This is a genomic window from Paenibacillus sp. FSL H7-0714 (genome assembly GCF_038003765.1).
GTDB lineage: Bacteria > Bacillota > Bacilli > Paenibacillales > Paenibacillaceae > Paenibacillus_AQ.
The window spans coordinates 6,139,096-6,162,679 of sequence record NZ_JBBOPT010000001.1 but is presented as its reverse complement, the minus strand read 5'-3'; the positions used below and the strand labels follow the sequence as shown (position 1 = coordinate 6,162,679).

General features: G+C 44.0%; 17 protein-coding genes. 10 read left to right on the top strand and 7 right to left on the bottom strand.

Annotated features, from left to right (window positions below; all coding sequences use genetic code 11):
• The first annotated feature begins 821 nt into the window (after nt 1-821).
• Complete coding sequence (locus NST34_RS27555; protein WP_042191749.1) at nt 822-2,420, top strand: peptide chain release factor 3; 1,599 nt, start codon at nt 822-824, stop codon at nt 2,418-2,420.
• Nucleotides 2,421-2,519: 99 nt separating this feature from the next.
• On the opposite strand, the gene NST34_RS27550 is transcribed toward NST34_RS27555, so the two are convergent.
• Nucleotides 2,520-2,756, bottom strand: a complete 237-nt coding sequence (locus tag NST34_RS27550) for a small acid-soluble spore protein SspI (RefSeq protein WP_042130985.1) — start codon at nt 2,754-2,756, stop codon at nt 2,520-2,522.
• Between the two features lie 136 nt (nt 2,757-2,892).
• Between NST34_RS27550 and NST34_RS27545 the strand changes: the two genes are divergently transcribed.
• Nucleotides 2,893-3,552, top strand: coding sequence for a potassium channel family protein (locus NST34_RS27545; RefSeq protein WP_076285312.1), 660 nt, complete (start codon nt 2,893-2,895; stop codon nt 3,550-3,552).
• A 113-nt stretch (nt 3,553-3,665) separates the two neighbouring features.
• Entirely contained in the window at nt 3,666-4,454 is a 789-nt protein-coding gene (locus NST34_RS27540; RefSeq protein WP_341129169.1) for a TrmH family RNA methyltransferase, read from the top strand.
• 72 nt (nt 4,455-4,526) lie between these two features.
• On the opposite strand, the gene NST34_RS27535 is transcribed toward NST34_RS27540, so the two are convergent.
• The 6 genes from NST34_RS27535 to NST34_RS27510 form a co-directional block, all read right to left on the bottom strand.
• Nucleotides 4,527-6,287 (bottom strand): ABC transporter ATP-binding protein, encoded by a 1,761-nt coding sequence (locus tag NST34_RS27535; protein WP_076285311.1) that lies wholly within the window; start codon nt 6,285-6,287, stop codon nt 4,527-4,529.
• Nucleotides 6,287-8,044 (bottom strand): ABC transporter ATP-binding protein, encoded by a 1,758-nt coding sequence (locus tag NST34_RS27530; protein WP_076285310.1) that lies wholly within the window; start codon nt 8,042-8,044, stop codon nt 6,287-6,289. Before NST34_RS27530 ends, NST34_RS27535 begins: the two co-directional genes overlap by 1 nt.
• A gap of 167 nt (nt 8,045-8,211) precedes the next feature.
• Nucleotides 8,212-8,697 (bottom strand): GNAT family N-acetyltransferase, encoded by a 486-nt coding sequence (locus tag NST34_RS27525; protein WP_076285309.1) that lies wholly within the window; start codon nt 8,695-8,697, stop codon nt 8,212-8,214.
• Complete coding sequence (locus tag NST34_RS27520; protein WP_076285308.1) at nt 8,694-9,773, bottom strand: HAMP domain-containing sensor histidine kinase; 1,080 nt, start codon at nt 9,771-9,773, stop codon at nt 8,694-8,696. The genes NST34_RS27525 and NST34_RS27520 overlap by 4 nt, the downstream gene beginning before the upstream one ends.
• On the bottom strand, nt 9,770-10,441 hold the full coding sequence (locus NST34_RS27515; protein WP_341129168.1) for a response regulator transcription factor: 672 nt from the start codon (nt 10,439-10,441) through the stop codon (nt 9,770-9,772). Before NST34_RS27515 ends, NST34_RS27520 begins: the two co-directional genes overlap by 4 nt.
• A 93-nt stretch (nt 10,442-10,534) precedes the next feature.
• A complete protein-coding gene (locus tag NST34_RS27510) occupies nt 10,535-11,503 on the bottom strand; it encodes a LacI family DNA-binding transcriptional regulator (protein ID WP_341129167.1) in 969 nt (322 codons plus the stop codon).
• A gap of 113 nt (nt 11,504-11,616) precedes the next feature.
• Here NST34_RS27510 and NST34_RS27505 point away from each other — a divergent pair, with 113 nt between their 5' ends.
• The 7 genes from NST34_RS27505 (at nt 11,617) to NST34_RS27475 (ending at nt 23,570) form a co-directional block, all read left to right on the top strand.
• On the top strand, nt 11,617-13,029 hold the full coding sequence (locus tag NST34_RS27505; protein WP_341129166.1) for a glycoside hydrolase family 1 protein: 1,413 nt from the start codon (nt 11,617-11,619) through the stop codon (nt 13,027-13,029).
• Nucleotides 13,030-13,237: 208 nt separating this feature from the next.
• Nucleotides 13,238-15,103, top strand: coding sequence for a beta-glucoside-specific PTS transporter subunit IIABC (locus NST34_RS27500; RefSeq protein WP_341129165.1), 1,866 nt, complete (start codon nt 13,238-13,240; stop codon nt 15,101-15,103).
• Between the two features lie 277 nt (nt 15,104-15,380).
• Nucleotides 15,381-16,220, top strand: a complete 840-nt coding sequence (gene licT / locus NST34_RS27495) for a BglG family transcription antiterminator LicT (protein ID WP_341129164.1) — start codon at nt 15,381-15,383, stop codon at nt 16,218-16,220.
• Between the two features lie 204 nt (nt 16,221-16,424).
• A complete protein-coding gene (locus tag NST34_RS27490) occupies nt 16,425-17,447 on the top strand; it encodes an ABC transporter substrate-binding protein (protein WP_341129163.1) in 1,023 nt (340 codons plus the stop codon).
• Nucleotides 17,444-19,513, top strand: coding sequence for an iron ABC transporter permease (locus tag NST34_RS27485; RefSeq protein ID WP_341129162.1), 2,070 nt, complete (start codon nt 17,444-17,446; stop codon nt 19,511-19,513). The genes NST34_RS27490 and NST34_RS27485 overlap by 4 nt, the downstream gene beginning before the upstream one ends.
• A gap of 229 nt (nt 19,514-19,742) precedes the next feature.
• Nucleotides 19,743-22,400, top strand: coding sequence for a stalk domain-containing protein (locus tag NST34_RS27480; protein WP_341129161.1), 2,658 nt, complete (start codon nt 19,743-19,745; stop codon nt 22,398-22,400).
• Between the two features lie 243 nt (nt 22,401-22,643).
• Nucleotides 22,644-23,570 carry an EamA family transporter gene (locus NST34_RS27475; RefSeq protein ID WP_341129604.1) on the top strand — a complete coding sequence of 309 codons (927 nt, stop codon included), beginning with the start codon at nt 22,644-22,646 and terminating at the stop codon, nt 23,568-23,570.
• Nucleotides 23,571-23,584: the final 14 nt, after the last annotated feature.

Sequence of the window (23,584 nt, the reverse complement as noted above, 5' to 3'; positions counted from 1 at the left end):
TAAGGCCGAAAAGCTAGCACATTGAATTTTTAATTGCATCAAATACAACTAAAGGCGATTGGAAATGCTAATACTTCTTATAAGTGTAGGAAATACAACTATTTTACTATAAGAGACTGCGGAGAAATGTGAAACGAAATCAAGGGAGAGGCCTATATTCAACGGGGGGCCATGGGGAGCCCTGTTTTCAATTAACACACACCTCTTTGGGATGACCGAACGGACATTATCCTCCGAAATGCATGTTTTAGTCGAGCTTAAGGACAAATGTATGCGAAAAACCGAATATAATGTGCCGCCAGTAACGTAAACGAGCCGATTGTATGCGAAAAACCTAATACAATGTACCGCCAGTAACGTAAACGAGCCAAATGTATGCGAAAAACCGAATACAATGTGCCGCCAGTAACGTAAACGAGCCGAATGTATGCGAAAAACCGAATATAATGTGCCGTCGGTAACGTAAACGAGCTAGCGCTGTTATCTGCCCTGAATCACCCGTGAATGGGCTTGTTATTAGGGAATAAGTGCAATAAGGACGCAGTCAGGCGTTTTTCTTGTTGAGCTACGGGAACTGGTGAACAGGATATAGACTTGATTTGGGAGATATTTTGCTGCAATAGCTTTTTAGTAGATAATGTCTGCCGGATTTTGATATACTTTAGAGGATGCTTTCACTTGAAGCGGACTGGAGCTAGACCTAAGATAGCTATTCATTCAGAAATGAAGGGGTATGAACGATGAGCAGAGCACCGATTTGAAGATAACCCCAGTGTAATTGAAGCAGAAGCAGGAATTTTATATATGAAGGGATATGTGTAATGAACAAAGCAATAGATCAGAAGCTGCAAAAGGAAGTGGACAGACGCAGAACCTTTGCGATCATTTCCCACCCGGATGCGGGTAAAACAACTTTAACGGAAAAACTACTGTTATTCGGTGGTGCTATCCGTCTCGCGGGAACGGTTAAGGCCCGTAAGGCGAACAAGCATGCAACGAGTGACTGGATGGAAATTGAAAAGCAACGGGGGATTTCTGTTACTTCCTCTGTGATGCAATTTGATTATTTGAATCACCGCGTGAATATTTTGGATACACCGGGTCACCAAGACTTTAGTGAGGACACCTACCGTACACTAACAGCAGCGGATAGTGCGGTCATGCTTATCGACGTGGCAAAAGGTGTGGAAACCCAAACGACCAAGCTGTTTCAGGTATGTGCTAAACGTGGGATTCCGATTTTTACTTTTATCAATAAGCTGGACCGTGAAGGACGCAGTCCGTTTGATCTAATGGAAGAGCTGGAGCAGGTACTGGGTATTCGCTCTGTGCCTATGAACTGGCCGATCGGTAGTGGACGTGAGCTATGCGGCGTATATGACCGGATGAAGAATCAGGTGGAGCTGTTCCAAGGTGACGATCACTCCGTAATCAAGGTACAAAAGGTTGACGGATATCGTGATCCAATCATTCGTGAAATGGCGGGAGAATATCTGCATGATCAACTGTGTCAGGATTTGGAGTTGCTGGATGTAGCAGGCGATGCTTTTGACTATGAAAAAGTACTAAGTGGTGAACTCACACCTGTGTTTTTTGGTAGTGCGATCAACAATTTCGGCGTACAAACTTTCCTCGATAATTTCTTGGATCTGGCACCGAAGCCTGAACCACGCCGTAGTACTACAGGTTTGGTAGAACCAATGAACGAGAAGTTTACTGGCTATGTGTTCAAAATCCAAGCCAATATGAACCCGGCTCACCGTGACCGGATTGCTTTTCTACGTATTGTGTCCGGGAAGTTCGAACGAGGTATGAGCGTGAAGCATGTACGTGCGGGTAAGGACATTAAGCTGGCCCAGCCGCAACAATTCTTAGCGCAAGACCGTGATATCGTAGAGGAAGCTTATCCGGGAGATATTATCGGGTTGTTTGATCCAGGTATTTTTAGAATTGGAGATACACTGAGTCAGGCCGGAGATTTGGAATTCGATGAGCTGCCAACATTCTCACCAGAGATTTTTGCTAAAGTGAGTATTAAAAATGCTTTGAAATCGAAGCAGTTCCAAAAGGGTGTCGATCAGCTGACTGAAGAGGGTATGATTCAAGTATTCCGTACGGTTAACTTTGACGATATTCTGCTCGGTGTAGTTGGACAGCTGCAGTTTGAAGTGTTCGAGTACCGCATGAAGGGTGAATATGGTGTGGATGTTCAGTTGCAGCGTATGCCATACCAGTTCGCGCGTTGGATCGTAGATGAGGCTAAACCGGATGCGAGTAAGTTCCGTATTAACTCTACGCTCGTTACAGATAAGAAGGGCAATTTTGTCGTATTGTTCGAGAATGAATATGCTATGCGGACAGCGATGGATAAGAACCCGACAGCTACGTTCCTAGAGATGGCTCCAAAAGCATTGCTATAGTAAGGAAGCTACAACTTTCTGATTGTTAATAAAAACCTCCGCCTTCAGCGTGCAACTGCACAATGGGAAAGCGGAGGTTTTTGACTAGTTGCGTGCTACCTATGACGTGATATTCCCGGGAGTAATCGTCTCCAGGTGATCATGCAGCATAGAAACCAAATTGTCTTGCTTAGCGGTGTCTAAGTCCTTCCATATCATTTCAAACACGGCGCCAAGTCCCGGGAGTGCTGCTTCCGGTCCGTCTACCGAGCCTTCAATCATATGCCGCAAATCTTCTTCAGATTGACCATGCACTTTATGAATAATCGCCTGGCGTAAGTCAATAGTAACCGGCATAAAGTACCTCCTTTTTGAAATATAGTGATATTCACTTCGTTTTAATGTACCCTGTATAGGTGCTGGAAATTCAAGTTTTTGTTCGTGTATGCTATACTGTTTTAGATATAGAAATGCTACGGGAGGTACATAAGACATGGCCAAAAAACAATATGCCATCATTGGCATGGGGCGTTTCGGATCCAGTGTTGCGAGAGCACTCAGCGGTATGGGGTTTGACGTACTTGCGATTGATGCGGACGAGCAGCGGACACAGGAGATTTCAAATATAGTAACACACGCCGTATCTGCAGATTCAACGGATGAAGAAGCGCTACGCGCACTTGGTATTCGCAATTTTGATGTGGTGGTTGTGGCTATTGGAGAGGACATTCAAGCAAGCATTCTTACAACTTTAATCCTGAAGGACCTTGGTGTACCAGCAATTATCGCAAAAGCAAAAAGTGAGCTGCACGGCAAAGTATTAGGGAAAATTGGTGCAGACAAGGTGATTTATCCTGAACGGGATATGGGAATGCGGGTTGCGCATCATTTGGCTTCGCCTAATATATTAGATTATATCGAGCTGTCGCCTGATTATAGTATTTTGGACATGAAGGTATCCGGATCGATGCTCGGGAAAAATCTACAAGAGCTCGATATCCGTGCAAAATATGGCTGTAACGTAATGGCTATTCGCCAAGGTGAAGAGATGAACATCTCCCCTCGCGCGGAGGATCGCTTGATCGATGGGGATATCCTTGTAATCGTTGGGCATAAAGATAACCTGACGAAGCTGGAGATCGCGTATCAGTAGGTGGTAACGTAATCATCAGGTTTATAGGGGAGTAGAAGAGAAGAAGAATAAAGATAAAGAGCAAAAAATATAAGAGCAAGAATAACTGGCAAGGCATAAGAAAGGAAGACTTTATGGAAATCATGTCTCCGCAAAATACGCGGGTTAAAGAGTGGGCCGGGCTGCAGGAGAAAAAGCACCGTGACAAGGCTCGTAAATATATCGTAGAAGGCGTTCATCTGGTACAGGAAGCGCTGCTGGCTGAAGCAGATGTGGAATGCCTTGTTTATGACCTGGACAAGGGAATGCCCGCTGAACTCAAGGGGCTTCTTCAGTCCGTTCAGGGCATGGATGTGATCGGCGTAACAGCGGCGATCATCTCGAAATGCAGCAGCACTAATACACCGCAGCCGGTGTTCGCCATCGTGCGGAAGGAACAGCAGGAGGTAGAGGCTATCCTAGCGAAGAAGGATAGTCTGGTGGTTGTCCTGGACGGTGTCCAGGACCCCGGTAATGTCGGCACCATCATCCGTAGTGCGGATGCAGCGGGAGCAGACGGAGTGATCCTAGGCCAAGGCTGTGCCGACCTCTACAATCCGAAGACCATTCGTTCCACAATGGGATCGATGTTCCATCTCCCGGTGGTGGAGGGAGATTTAAGTGAGATTTTGCCACAGGCCCGGGAACGCGGGGCGTTGCTGGTGAGTACTTCGCTGCAGGGAGAAGAATCGTGCTATCAGCATGATTTTCACGGCAGTCAGTGGCTGTTGATTGGCAGTGAGGGCAAAGGCATTTCGCCGGAAACTGCGCGACTCGTGGACAAGAGTATCATCATCCCGATGGCAGGCCGCGCTGAATCACTAAATGCGGCGATGGCCGCGACGATTTTGCTGTTTGAGGGAATGAGACAGCGAGAGGCTTAAGTTGTTTCTAAAAAAGGAACGGACGATAAAAAACTGCAAGCTCATGATTGAGTTGCAGTTTTTTTGTCGTTTTTAAGAAGCCTGCTCAAACTGGCTATTGTAGAGCTCTGCATAGAATCCGTTCTGAGCCAGCAATTCTGCGTGGCTGCCGCTTTCCAAGATATCGCCGTCCTTCAGGACCAGAATCACATCGGCATTCTTGATCGTTGAGAGTCGGTGTGCGATAACGAAAGAGGTTCTGCCTTCCATAAGCTTATCCATCGCCTGTTGAATCAGCAGTTCTGTACGGGTATCCACCGAGCTTGTAGCTTCATCAAGAATGAGCATCGGCGCATCTTTCAGCATCGCGCGAGCGATGGTGAGCTGCTGCTTTTGTCCGGCGGACAGATTAACTTTATCGTTCAGTACGGTGTTGTATCCGTCACTTAAGGATTTAATGAAGCGGTGCAGGCCAACGGACTTGCAAGCCTCTATAAGCTTCTCGTCTGTAATGTTCTGCTGATTGTAAATCAGGTTCTCTTTGATGGTACCCTCAAACAGCCAGGTATCCTGCAGGACCATACAGAACAGATCATGAATGTTCTCTCTCGTAAGGCTGCTGATCGGCGTATCATCGATGTAGATTTCTCCACCCGTTAATTCGTTGAATCGGATGAGCAGATTGACCAGCGTAGTTTTGCCTGCGCCGGTAGGACCAACGATCGCCACTTTTTGCCCAGGTTTTACATCTGTCGAGAAGTTATTGATAATCAGTTTTTCTGAAGTCTCATACGCAAATTGTACTTGGTCAAATTTTACTTTACCTTTAGCAGTTGGCAGTGTGTTCTCTTTGTGGCTCTCGTCTTCCATTTCCTCAGCCTCCAGAAATTCGAACACGCGTCCGCCGGCTGCAGATGCAGCTTGCAGACTCTGCGCGGCCTGGGCAATCTGGGACAACGGCTGGGTAAAGTAACGTACATACATAATGAAGGCGACGATAACCCCAAATGAAATCGTACCGTTCATAGCGAGTACACCTCCAACGATACAGACAGCAACGAATCCTAGATTACCAATAAAGCCCATTAGGGGTGGCATCAGCCCAGAGAGGAATTGCGCTTTGAAGGCGCTGTTCTTTAGTCCCTGATTTAATTCCTGGAAGGTAGTGCGCATCTGCGCTTCGCCATTATACGCTTTAACTACATTATGTCCTGTGTACACTTCTTCGACATGACCGTTGATTTTACCTAAATACTCCTGCTGGCTAGCAAAATATTTCTGCGATTTCTTCATAATGACCACCATAAGCCCAAAGCCGATGATCGTTGCCACGATAGCGGTAAGGGTCATAATTACATTGGTCTTCAGCATCATGACGATCGAACCGACGAACATAGCTAAGGCGGTTACGACATTACCAATACTCTGATTCATCGATTGCCCGATGGTATCTACATCATTCGTTACCCGGGATAAAATATCACCTGTGGCCGATTTATTATAGTAGGAGATTGGAAGTTTGTTCATTTTATGAGCCAGATCAGTTCTTAATTTCTTCGAGACCTTCTGGGTAATAATCGACATGATCAAGCCTTGTGAGAGTGACAACAACGCACCGACGCCGTAAATTACGACGAGGGTAATACCAATGGTAGTAATGCCGTCCATATCGATGCTGCCGGCAAGACCAGCTGTAATTTTGTCGGTGATCTCGGAGAGTTTGTCCGGACCGAATAACGTGAGCACCGTTCCAGCTGCTGCGCAGATTAGCGCAATCACAATAACCGGAACATATTTACGGCAATAGCGGAGCAGCTTGCTCCATGTATTCTGGCCTTTATTTTTGGTTTTCATTATGCAAGCTCCTCCTTCGTAAGCTGAGAATAAGCAATTTCCTGATAGACGTCGCAGGACTGCATTAGTTCGTCATGCGTTCCCATGCTTGCGATTCGTCCGGCTTCCAGCACAATGATCTTGTCGGCATCTTTAATCGTACCAATACGCTGTGCAACGATCAGCATCGTTGAATCATGCGCGTCTTTCTTAAGCTCACTGCGTAGTTTGCGGTCAGTCTTATAGTCAAGCGCGGAGAAAGAATCGTCAAAGATTAATATTTCTGGACGCCGGGCAATCGCTCTGGCAATCGACAGCCGCTGTTTTTGCCCGCCAGACAGATTCGTTCCGCCTTGGGCGATATGGGCATCATAGTTCCCCTCTAGCTTTTCTACAAATTCAGAGGATTGGGAAGTGTACACCGCATCTACAATATCTGAACTGAGGACCTGACCGGATCCGTTCTCACCAAATGCAATATTGGAGGACACTGTTCCGCCAAATAGAACAGCCTTCTGAGAGACATAGCCCATTTTATTCCGCAGTGCTTGCTGGTCGTATTCTCTGACATTGATACCATTTACCAGCACTTCACCTTCTGTAGCATCATAGAAACGGGGAATGAGGTTAACAAGTGTACTTTTCCCGCAGCCTGTAGATCCGATAAAAGCAACCGTCTCCCCCTGCTTCGCCGTGAAGCTGATGTTCTCCAACACATATTCCTCTGCATCTGGATATTTGAAGCTAACCCCCCTGAATTCAATTTCATCTTCTCGCTTCACAGGGAATTGAGTTACTGATCCATTCTTCAAGCTAGGTACTGTTTCTAGCACTTCATTGATACGCTTAGCCGATACTTGAGCACGGGGCAGTAGAATAAAGATCATAATCAGCATCATAAAGGCCATAACCACTTGCATGGCATAAGATGAGAATACGATCATATCTGAGAACAAGCCCATCTTGGCAGTACCCTCGGCTGCTTGAATGAGCACTGCACCCACCCAATAGATGGAGAGACTGAGTCCACTCATAATCAAAGTAATACTCGGCATCAATAGGGTCATTACATTGTTGGCAAATAGGTTGGTACTGGTAAGCTCGTTGTTAGCTACAGCGAACTTCTGTTCTTGATATTCCTCGGCATTATACGCCCGGATGACACGAAGACCGTTAAGATTCTCTCTGGATACACGATTCAGATTATCTGTAAGCAGCTGCAGCTTTTTAAATTTAGGCAGGACGAGCACGATACAGACTGCGACAATAACTACTAGCAATGCGACCGCGGCACCTGTCGTAAGAGTCCACTCCCAGCTTTTGCCCGAAATCTTGAGTATCGCCCACACTGCGAGGATGGGTGCTTTCACAAGTAGCTGTAAGCCGATCACAATCAGCATTTGTACTTGCGTGATGTCATTCGTGGAACGGGTAATTAGACTGGCTGTTGAGAAGTTGCTGATCTCCTCCATAGAAAAGGATTGTACCTTATCGAACAATTTGGAACGCAATCTTGCAGACAAATCGGCTGCTATTCTTGCAGCAATGCCCGCTACAACAACCGAGGTCGCCAGACTGCCAAGAGCACAGAGCAGCATCCAACCGCCTGCGACAAGGATTTCATTCATTTCGCTCCCTGGTGTCTGGATCAGCCGGGTAATATCACTCATGTAGTCAGGCAGTTCTAAATCCAGCCAGACTTGAGCGATAATGAACATGAGACTGATACAGAATAAGAACCATTCTTTGGGTTCCAGATTCTTGAGTAATTTCAACATAAGAATGACTCCTTTGCATTATCGTTGCTATGATCTTAACGGAGAATGATAAACTGAAAGTTAACTTTTGCTATGAAAAGAAAGAAGAGACCGTCCCTTAAGCCATAGAATGACTGCTTGGGGTGGTCTCTTCTGTTTGAGCAGATATACGTGAACACATTAGCATTTTATAAAAAGTACACATAATCTATGAATTCTTCAATAAAGTCTGCGCCAGTTTCACTTTTCCTTTTTTGATACATTGTGAATCCAACACTTTCGTACATCCGTTGAGCAGGGTTTAAATCGTCATTCGTGGTTACAATAATTTTTGTTACATCATTCTGGGTGATTCTATTAACCGCCTCTTGAAGCTGGATTTTACCATAACCATTGCCTTTATGTTTTGAAGCAATGCAATTATGTCCGATTTCTGCATACTCAGGCATGTTTCTCGGGTCCCACACCACAAATCCGATGGGTTCTTCATTTACGGTTGTGATAAAAGCATATTTATCTGCAATTTGTAAATGGTCAAAGAAAAAGTTGTCAAAATCCTGCCAATCAGAAATAGAGCTTTGTTCATATCTGCGATCAAATGAATACGCATCTGTCAATAATTCAAGGAGAATTCCCCGGTTAAAGCCGCTCAGTTTTTTGAATTGTACACTCATTTACTGGTAACCCCCAATTCTTTATTTACCTTTTTAAAATCGGGGAGCAGCACGGTGAAAGTGGTTCCTTGCATTGGAACACTGTCGCAGGTGACGGTTCCGCCGTGCAGCTCAATGATTTTTCGGACAATCGTAAGCCCCAGGCCATTACCGGCAGTAGAGTGAGAGGTATCTTGCTGATAGAACTTGTCGAAGACCTTGGGAAGTGCACTTGGACTGATGCCTGCTCCATTATCACGGAACGTAATTTCAACCTGATCTTTCAACTGCCTCATAGTAACTTCGATTTCGCCGTGCTCGGGAGTGAATTTAATCGCATTGTCCAATAAATTCAGCCAGACCTGGTTCAGCATCTCTTTATTCCCAGGTACCCTATAGTCCTGTACGTTGGCTTTGAAGGAAATATGCTTTTTCGTAAGTTTAGTATGCAGTAGCAGGACACATTGGCGAATTTGTTCTCCGACATTGAAGGGCTGCCGGTCGGTTAATATGGCCTGTGCTTCCACTTTGGAGAGGTTCAATACATTGGAGGCCAGTGTAGCCAGACGGGTAGATTCCTCGATAACAATATCCAGATATTCATTCCGTTCATCCTTACTCAGCTCGTCATCCTTCAGGATTTCAGCGAACCCTTTAATCGACACAATCGGAGTACGGAATTCATGGGAGAAATTGTTTACAAAGTCTGTTCGCAGAATTTCAATGCCACCCAGTTCCTCGGCCATCCGGTTAATATTCTCGGAAAGAATCTTGAATTCCGGAGGGTGCTTGAGCTGCAGCCGCATGGAGAAATCGCCCCCGGCCAGTTGGTCAATAGCATCAATAAATGTGCGGATTGATTTCAGCATTCTGCGACTGGTAATTACTGATGTGACGGTGCCGATAATAATGCAGGCAATCAATATAATCAAGGTGAGAATTTTTTTGTCCTGAAGAATCCGCTCATCAAGTAGGCCGAAGGCCAAGGACAAGTAGGTCAGAATTCCGGTGATTAACACTGTAATGAGGAAAATAATGAATACAGCAAGCGAGAAGTAGATTGGCAGACTGATTTTGCTGCTTAGCTTTTTGATCATTTTCTCACCGCCTTGTATCCGAGACCGCGGACGGACACAAGTTCGAATTCCGGATAGTTTTCAAACCGTTTCCGCAAGCGGTTGATATGTACATTAACCGTAGTGTCCGTAGTCTCGCTGTCCATCCCCCAGATTTCGTCCATCAGCTGGATTCGAGTGAAAATGCGCTCCGGATAGGATAAAAGCTTATAAAGGAGATGGAATTCCTTCTGGGGAAGTGTCTGTTTTTCATTGTCTCGAGTTACTGTTAACGTATCGAAATCAAGAATAATTTTACCGACTACAAGCTTACGGGCGCTTACAATCTGCGAGCGGCGCAGAAGGGCTTGTATTCTCAACAGCATTTCTTCTGTATCTACAGGTTTGGTCATATAATCGTCGGTTCCGAGGCGAAAGCCTTTTTTCTTATCTTCTGGAAGCTGTTTGGCCGTGGCCATGAGGATCGGGATCATGTTGTTCGCATTCCTTAGCTCCTCGGCAAATTCATAACCATCCATCCCCGGCATCATGATATCGAGAATAATTAGATCAATATGCTGGACTTCAAGAACTTCCAGTGCCTGGATTCCATTCTCGGCGGTTAATACTTCATAACCTTCCCGTTTCAGGACAGCGTTCATCAGCTTTCTGACATGCTTATCGTCTTCCACAACGAGGATCTTAATCATGGTTTCACTCCAATAGGTTTCGGATTTGACCCTTTTCCCCATAATTCTAATTGATAAAAGTGCTAAAGACAAAGTCTTTAGCGGTTGGGCAAACTAAGTAGTCTCCCGTTCCACCAATGTAAACGAAAGTGGCTGCAGCTCCATATCCCGCTCAAGCAGCACTGGAGCTAGCAGAAGAAAAGCGTTCTCCGCTTGTCCCGCAATCGGATTCAGAATGGTCGTGATTCCAAGAGTTCGCGATAGCTCTGAATTATCAAAACCAACGATGGCGAGATCCCCGGGCACGTCCAAATTCTGCCTGCGTGTTTCGTTGAGAATACCCGCTGCCACCAAATCATTGGAGCACAGAATCGCATCTGGCCGGTCTGCTTCATCCATAAGGGAGCGCAGCAACTGCTCTCCGTCGCGGATACTGTAAATCGTAGAGTAATACCATTTCTCCATAATGGGAAGATTATATTTGGTCATGATTTGCTCATAGGCTAGGCGTCTACTGTGGGTATTAATGCTGCTGGGACGGCCAAAAGCATTAGCGATGCGCTTATACCCCCGCTCTATCAAATGCTCCAAAGCGAGTGTGTATCCATCATATTGGTTCATGGCCACGGACGGTATTTCAGGATGGTCCATACGCTGCCAGGATACGATGGGTCCGTATTTGCAGTAGGAAGAGATAACATTCTGTTCGTTGACGGAGGTTAGGATGAGTAGGGCGTCGACCCGTTTCATTTTGAGATCTTCAAAAGCCTGAAGCTCCTTCTGCTTATCCCCGCCGGTAGTATAAATAATCGTCTGGTATCCGTAACGACCTGAGATTTCGACGAAGCTGTTCATAAAACTCAGAATAAGCTCGTTTAGGTCCATGGTGATCATGCCGATTTGTTGTGTTTGACCTTTGGATAAAGAAATGGCATTTCGGTTAGGAACATAGTCCGTTTCTTTCATGATGGCGAGAATTTTCGCACGAGTCTCCTTGCTAACATGAGGCGATTGGTTCAGGACGCGGGACACCGTGGCTTTGGAAAAGCCCGACAGCTTAGCGATTTCGTCAAGAGTGGACATCGGTTTGTTCTCCTTCACATGATTAGTACTTGACATGTAACGCGTTCCAAGGTTTAGGATTCGAATTAGAGCAGTAATCCTATACTATCACAATAGCAAAGGCGGGAAAAAATATGGAATTGCAATTTTCAAAAGGATTCTTATGGGGTGGTGCTGTAGCAGCCAATCAGCTTGAAGGGGCGTATCAGGAGGATGGTAAAGGATGGTCCACCCAAGATGTTATGCCGAAGGGGATTAAGTCTGCGCCTACAGAGGTTCCTACCGACGATAATATGAAGCTGGTGGGAATCGATTTCTATCACCGATATAAAGAAGATATTAAGCTGTTCGCGGAAATGGGCTTTAAAGTATTCCGGACGTCCATTGCCTGGTCCCGGATTTTTCCGAAAGGGGACGAGCTGGAGCCCAATGAAAAAGGTCTGCAGTTTTACGACGACCTATTCGATGAGTGTCATAAATACGGCATCGAGCCACTGGTGACTATCTCCCATTATGAAACTCCGCTACATCTGGCAAGAGAATATGATGGATGGGTTAACCGTAAGATGGTGGATTTTTACGAGCGCTACGTGAGAACGATATATAATCGTTACAAGAACAAGGTTAAATATTGGCTGACCTTTAACGAGATTAACTCCATTCTTGAGTTCCCATTTATGAGTGGCGGGATCAATACGCCGTTAGAGAAATTGAGTAAGCAGGATCTGTATCAAGCTATTCATCATGAGTTCATAGCAAGTGCTCTGGCTGTGAAAATCGGCCATGAAATCAATCCTGATTTCCAAATCGGGTGTATGGTGCTCAGTATGCCGATTTATCCGCTCACTCCGCATCCGGACGATTTGATCAAGGCAATGCAAAGTGATCACAAAAATATGTTCTTTGCGGATGTTCATGCTAGAGGGTATTACCCTGGCTATATGAAGCGGTTCTTCAAAGAAAATGGGATTCACATTCATTTTGAACCAGGGGACGAAGAGATTCTGAAGCATACTGTGGATTTCATATCGTTCAGTTACTATATGAGCACTTGTGAAACGGCTGATCCTGAGAAACAGATCAGAGGAGAAGGGAACCTGCTGGGTGGGGTGCCTAATCCGTATCTGGAAGCGAGCGAATGGGGCTGGCAGATCGACCCACAAGGCTTGCGTTATGTTATGAATATGTTCTACGACCGATATCAGAAACCGCTGTTTATCGTGGAAAATGGTCTTGGCGCTGTCGATCAGCTGGTATTAGATGGGAACGGCGAAAAGGTAATAAACGACGACTATCGGATCAATTATTTACGAGATCATCTGGTTCAGGTCGCGGAGGCTATTGCCGACGGAGTGGAAGTCATGGGCTATACAAGCTGGGGCTGCATCGACTTGGTTAGCGCAACGAGCGCCGAACTAAAGAAACGTTATGGCTTCATTTATGTGGACCGTCATGATGATGGTTCAGGTACTCTTGAACGATACCGGAAGAAGTCCTTCCACTGGTACAAAGAAGTGATTGAATCAAATGGACAGAACCTGTTCTAGGATGTCGGTTGACATCATGAATTGAACATGTTAATTTGTAAATAACAATTAATCGGATATCAGGATTGCTACTGCATAGCAGGCAAAACCTAAGTTTCATTTATGTTTACGGGAGATTTCTTTCTCGTGCATGAATGTGATTTAGGTTTTTTTGCGTTCATTCCTTCTCGATTGATTAATATATCGGTTACCAAAGGGGTGTAGGATAATGAGTTATGAACAGCTAGGTAAAGACATCATTCAATCTGTCGGTGGAGAGAAAAATATTAACAACGTAATTCACTGTGCTACTCGACTAAGATTCACGCTTAATGATGAACAGAAAGTTGATAAAGAAAAGCTGGATAAAATGGAAGGGATTATTGGTGCGGTTAGCAAAGGGGGACAATTCCAAGTTATTGTGGGTACCCATGTTGCTGATGTCTATAAAGAGATAAGCAAATCCATATCCCCTAGTAATAATTCTGGCGATAATACGGTTAAGAAACCTATAGGAACCCTGATTTTTGATGTGATTTCTAGAAGCTTCTCGCCTTTAATTGGTGCCTTAGCGGGTGCGGGTATGTTGAAAGCGCTATTAACTGTACTGACTTCGTTACATGTTTTAGCGGCGGATGGAGAGACTTACAAAGTACTAGCCGGCGCTAGTAATGCTGTGTTTTACTTCCTGCCAATTTTCCTAGGCATTACGTTATCGATTAGACTTGGTGTAAATGCTTATGTAGGGGGCGCTATCGGTGCGGCCTTACTCGAACCTAATATTACGGGATTAGCCAGTGTTGAATCTCCACATTTTCTAGGTATTCCTTTAGTAATGTCGGATTATTCATCGAGCGTTTTTCCGATTTTCATCGCCATCTGTATATATGCTTTACTAGATAAGCAACTAAGAAAATTTATACACAAGGATTTACAATTGTTCTTGGTACCTATGTTATGTTTGATGTTAATTGTTCCTTTAACCATTTTGGTTTTCGGACCGTTTGGAGTGAATGTAGGGAACTTAATCGGAGACGCTATTGTGTTCCTCAGCAGTAAGAGTGGTATTATTACGGGTGCAATTGTGGGGATTTCCTGGACGTACCTGACCGTGCTCGGTTTGCACTGGGGACTCGTTCCGATTATTCTTGAAAACATTGCTAAGGGTGGAGATCCGATCTATGCAATGGCAGGTATGGCTATTTTCGCCCAACTTGGTGTAGCCTTAGGGATTTTCTTGAAAACAAAAGACAAAAAGTTGAAAACATTGGCCGGAAGTACCTTTTTACCTGGCGCGCTCTCAGGCGTAACTGAACCTATTATTTACGGATTGCTGACACGTTACAAACGGACTTTTATTTATGTATCTATTGCCGGTGGTCTAGGTGGAGCGATGTCGGGTCTTGCTGGTGTAAAAATGGAAGTATTCGCATTTGTTAGCGTATTAAGTCTTCCTGCATTCTCACCTTTGGCTATTCAAGCGATCATAGCTCTTGGGACGATTATATTGGCTACGGTGATTACGATGTTCTTTGGTTTTGAAGACAAAAAGAAAGCGAATGCTGTAGAAGAAACATCAAATGGTGTAGAAGAAAAGACGAATACTGAAGAGAGCGAAGTTATTCTCCCACACGCTGTGAAAAGTACGACTGTTGTAAGCCCTCTAGCTGGTAGAGTAATCCCTTTATCCTCAGTAGATGATGCTGCATTTGCTTCTGAAGCAATGGGCAAGGGGATGGCAATCGAACCTTCAGAAGGTAAGCTGTACTCCCCGGTAAGTGGGGTTGTATCCACTATTTTCAGAACAGGTCATTGTATTGCAGTCGTATCGGATGATGGCGTTGAAGTCCTGATCCATATCGGTATAGAAACTGTGAAGTTAAAAGGGAAATACTTTGATGTGAAAGTGGAAGAAGGAGCAACGGTTAAACAGGGTGACCTACTGATTGAATTTGATCTCGAACAAATAAAAAATGAAGGCTATCAAAGCACAACGCCAATCATTATCACCAATACAGCTAACTATAGTGACGTCATTGGCACCAAGAAAGCAGCGATCACACCGGGCGAGGATTTGATGACTGTTATAGTTTGATTTAGTGCAGGCCATAAGAATTAACACGAAATCGATCTCTTAGTCTGAATGCTGAGAGGTCGATTTTTTATGAAAAACATTATAAAAATATAGCTAGTTGCGCATAATGGAAAGGATTGTTAGATGCTTGTCGATTAAATAAGTCCATGGTATGATTTTTATAAATTAATAATTGTGGATTGTTACTGGTCGTGCAGGCAAAACCCGAAGTTTAGCCATTTGTTAATGGTTACTTTTGGTTTTGCCTTTTTTAATTTCTGGTACAAGGGGTTGCCGTATGCGGATCGAAAAAGTGTTAAACAACAATGTTGTTACTGTCATAGATGATCTTAATTTTGAACTGGTAGTCATGGGAAGAGGACTTGCCTTCAAGAAAAAACAAGGGGACTATTTAGAAGAAGACAAAATTGAAAAGATCTTCACTTTAAGCAATCAAAAGCTTTCAGATAAGCTAAAAACACTGCTTTCTGAGATTCCAATAGAGCATATGGAGCTTTCAGAAGAGATTATCAATTTCGCCAAGCTGCAACTAGGTAAAATGCTGGATGATAGTATCTACATCAGTCTGACCGATCATATCAGCTTTGCGTTAGAGCGATTCTCAAAAGGGATGAAGATTAAAAACGCCATGCTTTGGGAGATCAAAAAGTTCTATAAGGAAGAATATGAGGTTGGGAAAGCTGCACTTCAAATTATTCATTCAAAGTTTGGCAGTATGCTTCCCGAGGATGAGGCTGGACATATTGCTCTCCATTTGGTGAATGCTGAACTGAATGAAGAGATGCCGAATATGGTCAATATTACGAAGATTATGAATGACATCTTAAATATAGTGAAGCATCATTTTAGACTAGAGTATGATGAGGAGTCCCTCGCTTATTATCGGTTTATCACTCACTTGAAATTTTTTGCCCAACGTCTCATTAATGGCACTCCACCGCCGGATAATGAGAATGGCCTATTTAATTTAGTGAAGGAGCAATACAAAGAAGCTTTCGCCAGCGTTGAGAAAATAAAAATCTATATTGATAAAACATACAATCGTGAATTAATAAATGATGAAATGTTGTATCTCACCATACACATTGAAAGAATTACAAACCAAAAAATGGAGTAGCAAACATCCTAATGATCAAGGAAGCCCTTGATTTATTAGGATTTTTTTTAAAAAAAGTTCAGCTATATTAAATTTTAACTTTGACTTTCGGTGGAATCACGTATAAGATAACTATTATGTTATCTATGATAATCATTATCAATAGAATGATAACAATTATCATAGAATATAACTTCGAGCGTTATATACAGGGGGATAAAGAGAATGCACAAAAGGTTAATTAGTTTATTTATGGTTATTGCTATCATATTGGTAGTATCGGGCTGTGGTACTAACCAAAAGAATAATTCAACATCAAACACGGGAGAAAATGACAAACCAGCTTCTGAAAACGCAAGTAGTGAATCTACAAGCGGTCCGATCGTATTAAAAGATTCTAAAGGCGAGGTTAAGCTGGATAAACCTGCGCAAAAGGTTGTAGTTCTGGAGTGGACATTTACGGAAGATATTATTGCGCTCGGAATGCAGCCGGTGGGGAATGCCGATAACGAAAACTACAAATTATATGTAACTTCTGAAGTGCCACTCGATGCAAGCGTAACGGATGTTGGTTCACGCGACGAGCCAGATCTAGAGACCATTGCTTCATTAAAGCCAGATTTGATTATTGCGAATACGGGTGGACACGAAGGAATTTATGATCAATTAAAAGGCATCGCTCCAACACTGATTTTCGGTCTGTATCCGGAAGAAGGACAAGGCAATCAGTATACGTTGATGGAAGATACTTTCAAAACAATTGCAGCGGCTGTAGGTAAAACCGCGGAAGGCGATAAGGTTCTTGCTGACCTGGATGCACATTATGCGGAAGCGAAGGCAAAGCTGGCTGAAGCAGGTAAAGAAGGCTTGAATTACGTGCTGACGCAAGCTTACAGCTATCAGAATGCGGCAACATTGCGTCTTTTTACAGATAACTCACTTGCTGTACAAACATTGGAACGAATTGGTTTGAAGAACGACTGGAAACCCGAAAAATTCGAAGCTTACGGCTTCACTACATCAACGGTTGAAGCATTGCCGGCTGTTCAGGATACTAACCTGATGTATATCGTCCAGAAGGATGATAATATTTTCACGAAAGAGCTGAAGGATAATTCCGTGTGGAACGGCCTTAACTTTGTGAAAGAAAATCGTACCTTCGGATTGAGCAGTACTACTTGGGTGTTCGGCGGTCCGATATCCTCCAAAGTTATCGTGGATGAAGTTATAAATACATTAACGAAATGAGTGCTTTTATGAACGGGAAGAGCAGCAAAGAAGCCTCAAGCGGAATGACTTGGCGAATCATTGGAATATTTGGGGGCGGCCTTGCCGCCCTCTTTGTTCTGTCCATTCTAAGCCTAGGCTTCGGTGAAGCCAAAATCCCTGCAGCTACGGTATTGGAGGGATTGCTAAATCGTCAGGATGTGATGGAACATAATCTGCTCTGGGATATCCGGATGCCGCGTACGGTGATTGGCCTACTGGCTGGGGCCGCTCTAGCTGCGGCTGGAGCATTATTGCAAACGATAACGAAGAATCCGCTTGCTTCCTCAGATACATTGGGGATTAATGCTGGAGCTTATTTTATGGTTGTCCTAGGTATGGTTACTTTTCCAGCTTTGCAGCATGAGTTCCCATTTTTGCTTGCAGTAGCAGGGGGGCTGCTTGCTGCACTGGCTGCCTATTTGTTGAGTGGTGGTAAGGGGGCCACGCCTGTTCGATTAGCTTTATCAGGTATGATCGTGTCTATGGTTCTCGGCGCGTTTACATCGGCCCTACATATTTTTAACAAGAACGAAACGCAAAATCTATTTTTATGGGGCTCAGGCTCACTGATTCAGCTAGATTGGGACGGTGTTAAGTATGCCTGGCCTTTTGTTATTCCATTGCTAATAGCAGCTATGCTCGCAGGTAGGCAGTTTGATGCGTTGGAGCTTGATGAGTCCACTGCTCGTTCACTCGGGCAACGTGTTGGATTGGCACGGGGGTTAGGTCTAGGTTTATCTGTATTGTTGGCTGCAGTCGTGGTCAGCGTGGTCGGTCCGATTGGATTTGTTGGTCTGGTGGCTCCTCATCTGGTTCGGCTTAGCGGTATTCGAAAGCATCACCTGCTCATTCCTGCAAGTGCGCTGTGGGGAGCACTGCTCATTACGGCAGCGGATACGCTTGCGCGTATGGTTCGTAGCAGTGTAGGTGAGATGCCAGTTGGGGCGGTTATGGCGATTATTGGAGCACCTTGGCTCATATGGCTGGTGCTCACCAAGATGAAGAATATATCGGGTTCAGGCTCAGGTCAGTCATCTATGAATATAGGTGGAACTGCGCTTCGGATGCGCTTTGTTCCGGCGGTGATAACCATGACCGTACTGCTCGTTGCGGTTATCCTTGTGAGTTTGTCACTTGGGGGAACGAGAATACCGATTAGCGAGCTACTGAGCAGTCTTATCCACAGCGGAGATGGATCTTATTCCGTCCTGCTGAATTTACGGCTTCCGCGTACACTCGTTGCGGCTGGAGGCGGTATCGCGCTTGCCATTAGCGGTGTCTTGATTCAAAGCGCTGTCCGAAATCCGCTGGCTGACGCCTCCATTATTGGTGTGACCTCGGGTGCTGGATTGGGGGCGTTAACCGTAATGGTCGCTTTTCCGGCATTGACGGTATTAGCAGTCCCTATTGCAGCAATTGCGGGTGGTGCTTTGGCTGCAGCCTTTGTGTTTGTTATGGCATGGCGTAGAGCCTTGAATCCATCGGTCCTTATTCTGCTTGGAATTGCAGTATCGGCAATTGCTTCTGCGGGAATACAGGTCATGATCGTCAAGGGCAGTTTATGGAGCAGCAGCTCCTTAATTTGGTTAACGGGTTCGACTTACGGACGAAGCTGGAATCAATTTAATAGCTTGTTTATCTTCCTGATTGTACTCGTTCCTTTTGCTTATTATTTAGGACGTAGATTCGATTTACTAGCATTTGGCGATGAGAGTTCAACAGGTCTGGGCTTACCCGTTCGCGGAACTCGGCTTTGGGCGATGATTATCGGTGTGATGCTTGCAGCGGGAGCCGTTGCAAGTGTAGGAACCATTGGGTTTCTCGGACTTATGGCGCCGCATGCTGTACGGATGATGATTGGGCATCACACAAGACGATCTATTGTTCTGTCAGGATTACTTGGCGGATTGATGCTCGTGATTGCAGATACGCTGGGTAGAACCATTATGGCGCCGAAAGAAATTCCATCGGGTCTTATTATCATGCTAATTGGAGCACCGTATTTCTTGTTCTTGATGTACCGATCTCAGGCTAGAAAAGTGTAATACCCTTGGGACGCTACAGAATATGATGATTCGATAAACGTAAGGAGAGAGAGTGGTAATACCACTCTCTCTCCTTTTTTTTCTCCGGGTGCTTAGCTCTTCTTTTATCAAGGTTTGATTGAAGTTTAGATTATTTTTTTGTAACCTATAAATCATGAAACTTTTATATACTTAGAAGCGTCAGATGAGTAGGTAAAAAATGTATTCGTCATTCCAGGAGGGTGGATCTGTGAAGAAGTTATGGATTTCAATTTTAGTAGTTTTAGTAGTCTTTCCGATGATGTTTCAATCCTCTGTAAAGGCTGCTACTCCGATCAGTATTATTATTGACGGGGTTCGATTATCTACAGATCAAGCACCGGTGATGGTGAATGGACGGACGATGGTACCGTTGCGGGCTATTTTTGAAGCCTTTAATGCCACCATCAAGTGGAATCAAAAAGCACAAACTGTAACTGCAACTAAAGATGATACAACGATTATGTTAAAGATTGGCTCAAAGACCGCCACCATTAACAATAAGGCTGTAACTCTAGACGTGCCTGGTTTGAATCTGAAGGGGAGAACGATGGTCCCAACAAGGTTCGTCAGTGAAGCACTGGGCCATGAAGTGGGATGGAACCCCAAGACGCAAGTTGTAACTATAACGACTTCAGCCTCTAACGTTGGAAATGCAGGCCCAGTATCCAACGTAGTAGCGCAGGATGTGAGTGATTTCGGTGATGGTCGTGATCTTCAGGTTAGTTTCACTCGAGCGGCAAATGAGTCACTAGTGGATCATTACCGTGTTTTGATTGTGAAATCAGGGAATATTCTTAACTTGTCGTCCGCACAAACGATAACCTCTTACAATTATTCTACGGTATTACCAACAGGTACTAATCCTTCGATTCAATTGACTTCTGCTTCGAGGACTGTTGATGGTGATTTAATTAAGAGTAATCAAGCGTATGTAGCTTATGTCTTGACGGTTGGCAAAGGAAGTAATGCCAGTGCACTTTCTAGTGGATCCTCCACTATGACACTAGTGAATAAGACTGTAGCGGCAATAAATAATGTACAAGTAAATGATATAAGCGATTATGGGGATGGAAGAGATTTATCGGTCAGCTTCAATAAGCTGTCAGATGAGTCGAAGGTAAGTTCTTATCGGATATTTGTTGTCAAAGCTACTAATTATTCGAATTTTAATTTAGCTACAGCAAATAATGTGACCAGTGCTAATTACACGTTAGTCAGCAAGACGGGTAATAATATCACGCAAATTTTATCTTCAGGAGCCAGAGATGTGGACGGAGCTCTTGTTAAAACTGGCGTGAGCTACAGAGTGTTTGTCATGGCAATTGATAGCAGTAATGCAGCAAATAATGTGTTGTCTTCTGTTTCATCAGCAATTACGCTGTCCAACATAGGGGTTTCTAACTTAAGTGTTAGCGACGTTAACAACTATAATGATGGCCGAGATTTGAGAGTATCATTTACTCATGCGACGGACGAAACCTATATTAGCCAGTATCGTATCCTGGTAGTTCCGACGTCATATTACAGTAGCTTTAGTTTAGCTGAAGCCAATAATATATCCAGTGCCTACTATACAGCAGTGAGTACAACAGGTACTACAACCAATCAAGTATTGACTTCATCAACCAGAGATGTACGTGGAGCTTTGATAAAGAATGGAGTCAACTATAAAGTATATATTTTATCTATTGGAAGCAGTAATACTGGCAATGTGCTTTCGTCACCTTCATCGGTCATTACGTTGTTGAATGATTCTAGTGTGAGTATCGTCTCAAACTTGAGTGTCAGTGACGTTAACGACTATGGTGATGGCCGAGATTTGAGAGTGTCCTTCACTCATCCGACGGATGAAACCTATATTAGCCAGTATCGGATTATGGTAGTACCCACATCCTATTATAGTAGCTTTAGTTTAGCTGAAGCGAATAATGTATCAAGTAGCAACTATACATCGGTGAGTACATCTGGGTCTTCTACCAGTCAGGTATTGAATTCGTCAACTAGAGACGTTCTCGGAGCTTCGATAAAGAATGGAACTAGCTATAGAGTATATGTGTTAACCATCGGAAGCGGGATTTATTGGGATTCGAATGTGCTCTCTTCCGCTTCATCGGTCATTACTTTGTTGAATGATTCTAGCGTAAAAGCCGTTACAAACTTGAGTGTCAGCGATGTAAATGACTATGGCGATGGCCGGGATCTAAAGGTGTCGTTTAGCCATGCCACAGATGAAACGTACATTAACCAATACCGAATTATGGTGGTGCCTACGTCCTATTACAGCAGCTTCAGCCTATCCGAAGCGAATAATGTATCCAGTTCCAACTACACTTTGGTAAGTACTTCAGGCAACAGTACGAGTCAAGTCTTAGACGCCTCAGCCAGAGACGTACGTGGCAATTTGATAAAGGATGGAACCAGCTATAAAGTGTATGTGTTATCTGTCGGTAGTGGGAATTATGCCGGTCCAAATGCTTTGTCCTGGGAGTCATCGGTTATTACGTTGTCTACGACTAAGAGCCCAGTGAGCTCTGTAACCAATGTAACGTATAAAGAGGAGAATGGGAGAATCCTGATTAGTTTCGTAAAATCAGCCAATGAGTCCAATATTTCTGAATATCGAGTATTGGTGGTTCCTTCCAAACAAGGGTTTGGCTCTGCGGATGCTATTGAGGTGAGATCCTCGTATTATACGTCTGTAACCCCTAACGGGACGAATCCTTCAATATTCACTGCGACTAGGGATGTAAACGGAGATTCAATTGTTAAAGGTGTCAAATATAAGGTTTATGTTCTTGCTGTAGCCAATAATAGTGGTGTACAGAATGGTGGTCTTTCAAATTCAACAGAAGAGTTTGAAATATAACCGAAATAAAGTTATTGTAAACATTTCAAGTTGACACCCTGTGTGATTTATCATATTATAATTCGTATTGTTATAAGTAAATAAACCAAACTCTATCCAGTGGATGGAGTGGCGGAATTTTGTCAAAGATGTATTCTTTGGTTTCAGTCGCCCCTTGTCATTTCGATGACAAGGGGCTTTATTATGTGATTTGGACGGTTCAATAGGATGGTTCAACAGAAAGGAAAGAAGATTACGATGAATATGAAGTTACTCAAATATGCTTTACTAGTATTTATAGGAGCATGTAGTTATGGATCGCTGTCTACGATCGTCAAGCTTGGAATGAACGATGGATTTAGAATGCAGCAACTGGTCGGGTCGCAATACTTTTTTGGATGGTGTATGCTGCTCTTGTTAGTTGTATTATTTTCCCGGAAAAAACTCGGATTAAAGGTAGGTGCTTCGTTATTAGGCGCGGGGATTACCATTAGTATGACGGGGATTTTCTATGGGTTTGCCGTCGAACAATTACCTGCTTCGATTGCGATCGTTCTCTTATTCCAATTTACTTGGATTGGTGTGATTCTGGAGGCTGTTGTAGATAAAAAATGGCCTAGTCGAGAGAAAATAATTTCAATGGTTATTCTTTTGATAGGAACCATATTAGCTGGGGGGATTCTAGAACCTAGTGTAGGCGAAATGACTACGAGTGGTATTGTTTTCGGTTTGATGTCTGCGGTGTCGTTTGCCTTTTATATTTTTGTCAGTGGGAGAGTGGCTACGCAGGTACCTGCTGTGAATAAAAGCTTGTATATGACTACAAGTGCAATGATTATTATTATGGTTGTTTTTTCCCCTTCCTTTATTTATGACGGAGCACTTACAGATGGACTTTGGAAGTATGGTCTTCCTTTAGGGTTGCTTGGTATAGTTATTCCTGTGCTTTTCTTTTCTATTGGTGTTCCGAAACTGGGATCAGGTCTGGGAACGATTCTTGGTGCGGCGGAGTTGCCGGCAGCTGTTGTAGCCTCCGTGTTAGTCCTGCAAGAAGAAGTATCCCTACTTCGCTGGGTTGGAATTTTCGTTGTTCTGATCGGAATTGCTGCACCACAAATCATACCGATGCGAACAGGGAAAAAGTCACCTAAACCTTCCTCCAAACCATCACTCCGTAAGGTAGAACTTTAAACTGTATACTAACA